The organism is Desulfonatronum thiosulfatophilum (assembly GCF_900104215.1).
GTDB classification, from domain to species: Bacteria; Desulfobacterota; Desulfovibrionia; order Desulfovibrionales; family Desulfonatronaceae; genus Desulfonatronum; species Desulfonatronum thiosulfatophilum.
The window spans coordinates 1-3,895 of the sequence record NZ_FMXO01000029.1 but is presented as its reverse complement, the minus strand read 5'-3'; the positions used below and the strand labels follow the sequence as shown (position 1 = coordinate 3,895).

At 54.9% G+C, this 3,895-nt stretch carries 5 protein-coding genes; all 5 read left to right on the top strand.

Features of this window, described 5'->3' with window-relative positions; translation table 11 throughout:
• Window positions 1–170: 170 nt before the first annotated feature.
• The 5 genes from BLP93_RS16420 (at window position 171) to BLP93_RS16405 (ending at window position 3,733) form a co-directional block, all read left to right on the top strand.
• Entirely contained in the window at window positions 171–800 is a 630-nt protein-coding gene (locus BLP93_RS16420; RefSeq protein WP_208596673.1) for a superoxide dismutase, read from the top strand.
• Window positions 801–981: 181 nt separating this feature from the next.
• Complete coding sequence (locus BLP93_RS16415) at window positions 982–1,278, top strand: type II toxin-antitoxin system MqsR family toxin (protein WP_092123997.1); 297 nt, start codon at window positions 982–984, stop codon at window positions 1,276–1,278.
• A 2-nt stretch (window positions 1,279–1,280) separates the two neighbouring features.
• A complete protein-coding gene (locus BLP93_RS16410; RefSeq protein ID WP_092123995.1) occupies window positions 1,281–1,682 on the top strand; it encodes a type II toxin-antitoxin system MqsA family antitoxin in 402 nt (133 codons plus the stop codon).
• A gap of 533 nt (window positions 1,683–2,215) precedes the next feature.
• Window positions 2,216–2,380: a hypothetical protein gene (locus BLP93_RS17500; protein WP_244148800.1), complete on the top strand. Its 165-nt coding sequence runs from the start codon at window positions 2,216–2,218 to the stop codon at window positions 2,378–2,380.
• A 12-nt stretch (window positions 2,381–2,392) separates the two neighbouring features.
• Entirely contained in the window at window positions 2,393–3,733 is a 1,341-nt protein-coding gene (locus BLP93_RS16405; protein ID WP_244148799.1) for a B12-binding domain-containing radical SAM protein, read from the top strand.
• The last annotated feature ends 162 nt before the right edge of the window (window positions 3,734–3,895 follow it).

Here is a 3,895-nt window from a genome sequence, read left to right as displayed (position 1 = left end):
CTATGATGATCCTGTAACGAAAATATCGGATTTTTCAGGCTCGACTAGTTACAATTTGAAACGTATCGCCAAAGGAGGCTGGCATGAACAGAGAATATGCAACCAATTTTTCGACCATGCTTGATCGTCGCGATTTTATTCTGGCATCCATGGGCACCGCGGCCTGGCTCATGATGAGCGGTTTTCCCAGGTCTGATCAAGCAGCATCTCCCCTTGCACTCCCCCCTCTTCCTTATGCCGAGAACGCATTGGAGCCGGTCATAACAGCACGTACGATCGGTTTTCATTACGGGAAACATCACAAAGGGTATGTGGACAACCTGAACAAGCTTGTCGCTGGAACAGAATATGCCGAAATGCCATTGCGGGAGATTATTATCGGCAGTGCGGGACAGCCGGAAAACAGCGCGATTTTCAACAACGCGGCGCAAATCTGGAACCACACATTCTACTGGAACAGCATGAAACCAAAGGGCGGAGGCGAACCACCCACGGCACTCAAACAGAGGATGGAGGCATCCTTCAGCAGTGTCGACGCCTGCAAGCAGGAGCTTGCCGCCGCGGCCACCACCCAGTTCGGCAGCGGCTGGGCCTGGCTCGTGCTGGACGGCGACACGCTCAAGGTGGTCAAGACCGGCAACGCGGATCTGCCGCTGACCAACGGAATGAAACCGCTATTGACCATCGATGTGTGGGAGCACGCCTATTACCTGGATTATCAAAACCGCCGCGCCGACTACGTCAACACCGTGCTGGACAATCTGATCAACTGGGATTTCGCAGCGAAAAATCTTGGCTGATCGGAGTTACCTTTCAAATGAGTGTTTATGCCAGGCTGAAGGAGCGGGCAAAAGACGCCCAAGCCACGATGCACCCCTTGTTCAGCCCCCGTAATGTGGGCGACCAGCCGTGAGAACAAGCCTGCCCTGCCTGTGACTGCTTCTTCCTTGCGCTTATCAACCTAATTGGTTAATTGCAGACATGGAGAAAAGAACGCCGCATTGCAGCCTGTCGCTGATCAAAACCTTGGTAGAGGCTGGAAAGGTTCGTTCGACCATGTCGGCTCTGGCAGACGCCGCGGCGATGGGCTTTGATTTTGAAGGCGTTGTCGAGATTGTCTTGTCGTTGTCCGCAAAGGATTTCTACAAGAGCATGACCACATATTCAAACCATCGGATCTGGCAGGACGTTTACAGGCCCCTCACAGCAGTTGGCAAGGTATATCTTAAGCTGACCGTTGTTGAAAACGTACTCATCGTATCTTTCAAGGAGTTGTGATCATGAAATGTCCACTTTGCGATGCCATGGAGATGATCCACGACACCCGCGACAGGCCCTACACCTACAAGGGCGAGTCAACCGTGATCCAGAACGTGACGGGCGACTTTTGTCCGGGCTGTGGCGAGGTACTTTTGGATGCCGACGAATCGAGGCGGGTCAGTTCCGCGATCTCGGAGTTCAACAAGCAGGTTAATGCCTCGAGTATCGACCCTGTGTTCATCGCCAATGTGCGCAAAAAGCTTGCCCTGGATCAACGTGAGGCGGCCATGATTTTCGGCGGCGGGGTCAATGCCTTTTCGCGGTACGAAACCGGAAAGACAAAGCCGCCACTGGCCCTGGTCAAACTCCTAAAGGTGCTTGACCGTCACCCTGACTTGCTCAAAGAGATCACGACCGACTAGATTGACGATCATCAGGGTCCGTTCCACGCCATTCCCATCAAAATACTGCTCACCGTTTCCTACCCCCATTGCAAATCCCCACCCGGGGGTTTCTCCCGTCTTTCGGGATTTTTCCTCGCGTTCAATAAGCGGATTCCCCTACAGACGCATTCAAACAAAGTCATATTATTGAATATGAGAATGTAACTACTCAGCCTCACAGCAGGAAAAGGTTGCTTTCAAAACTTGAGGCAAGCATGACCTGGATTCCCGCCTTCGCGGGAATGACTTGTTGTTTAAAGCCGTCTCCGGGTCAGTCATACCCGCGAACGCGGGTATCAAGGCCGCTTTTACTCGGATGAGCTGAGTAGTTCTTGGGAATATTACTTTCTGAACGTGTCCCCATTTCGACAGTGAGGTCTGGATGAGGAATCATTCCGAATCTGGATTCGCCTTCGCGGGAAGTGACTTGTTTCCATGCTGCCTCCGAATCAGTCCTACCCGCGAACGCGAGGCATCCAGTGAACTTTCCACAAATCAGCCGAGCAATTGCCATGACTCCTGCATCATCACCGCGCACCGTGAACGTCCTGCTGGTCTATCCCGAAATTCCGGATACATTCTGGAGCTTCAAGCACGCCTTGAAGTTCATAGACAAAAAAGTCTCTTCGCCGCCATTGGGACTCGTGACCATCGCGGCCATGCTTCCGGAAAACTGAAACCTGCGCCTGGTGGATTTGAATATCCGGGAATTGTCCCTGGATGATCTGCACTGGGCTGAATACGCATTAATCAGCGCCATGACCGTGCAGCGGGAATCATCGCGCAGGGCGATCAGGTTGTGCAAGGACGCCGGCCTGCTGGTCATTGCCGGCGGGCCGCTGTTCACGGTGGAGCATGAACACTTCCCCGAGGTGGATCATTTTGTGCTCAATGAGGCCGAGCTGACCCTGCCCGATTTTTTGCGCGACCAGGCTCAAGGACGAGCCAGGCGAGTCTACTCCTCGGATGCCTTCGCCGATATCGAACAGACGCCCATTCCGCGGTGGGACCTACTGGAGTTGAAAGAGTACGCGAGTATGAGCGTCCAGTACTCCCGAGGGTGTCCGTTCAACTGCGACTTCTGCAACATCACGGCCCTGCTGGGTCGCAAGCCGCGCAACAAGAGCGCATCTCAGATGATCGCCGAGTTGGACAGCCTCTATGCCAACGGATGGCGGGGCGGAATCTTTTTCGTGGACGACAACCTGATCGGGAATAAGCGGCGGCTCAAAACCGAGCTGCTGCCCGCGCTGATCAACTGGCGAAAAGGCAAGAAGGGCATGCCCTTCGGCACCGAGGCGTCCATCAACCTGGCTGACGACGAAGATCTGCTGGCCATGATGGTCGAGGCGGGATTCGATACCGTGTTTATCGGCATTGAAACGCCCAACGAGGCCAGCCTGGCCGAGTGCGGCAAAGGGCAGAACATCCATCGCGATCTGATCCGGGACGTGAAGCGGATCCAGCGGTTCGGGATCCAGGTCCAGGGAGGGTTCATCGTCGGCTTTGACAACGACGAGCCGGCCGTTTTCACCCGCCTTGTGGATTTCATCCAGCAAAGCGGCATCACCACCGCCATGGTCGGTCTGCTCCAGGCCCCTCCCGGAACCAAGCTTTACACTAGGCTCAAGCAGGCCGGGCGGTTGCGGGAAGGCATTTCCGGCGACAACGTGGACGGAACCACGAACATCCTGCCGGCCATGACCCTGGAGTCGCTGCGCGAGGGGTACAAGGACATTTTGAAGAACATCTACTCCCCCGAGGCGTACTATCAGCGGGTGATCACCTTTTTGCGGGAGTACAACCTGCCGAGAACCAAGAATCCATTGCAAATCCGGCGCGTCTCCGAAAGCCTGCGGGCGCTGTTCCGGTCCATCATCCACCTCGGCATCCTGGGTCAGGAACGGTTCCACTACTGGAAACTGTTCTTCTGGACCCTGCTCCGACGGCCAAAATCCCTGCCCCTGGCCGTGACCCTGGCCATCTACGGCTACCACTTCCGACGAGTCTGCGAATTGCGGGTGTTATAGACGTAAATCGTACATTAGCTGATATCGCCGGCCAACGTCGCTCATTTGCCCATCATCGAGCAGTATATGTCAGACGACAGGATAAATTGACCCCCTAGCGCCACCAAGAATTGACCCCCCTCCCGATGTGGAGAAGCCATGCAAGACATGAGATATGCGGTT

Coding starts and splice junctions, on each gene's coding strand:
- BLP93_RS16420 (WP_208596673.1), top strand. CDS start 171: ATGATGAGCGGTTTTCCCAGGTCTGATCAAGCAGCATCTCCCCTTGCA.
- BLP93_RS16415 (WP_092123997.1), top strand. CDS start 982: ATGGAGAAAAGAACGCCGCATTGCAGCCTGTCGCTGATCAAAACCTTG.
- BLP93_RS16410 (WP_092123995.1), top strand. CDS start 1,281: ATGAAATGTCCACTTTGCGATGCCATGGAGATGATCCACGACACCCGC.
- BLP93_RS17500 (WP_244148800.1), top strand. CDS start 2,216: ATGACTCCTGCATCATCACCGCGCACCGTGAACGTCCTGCTGGTCTAT.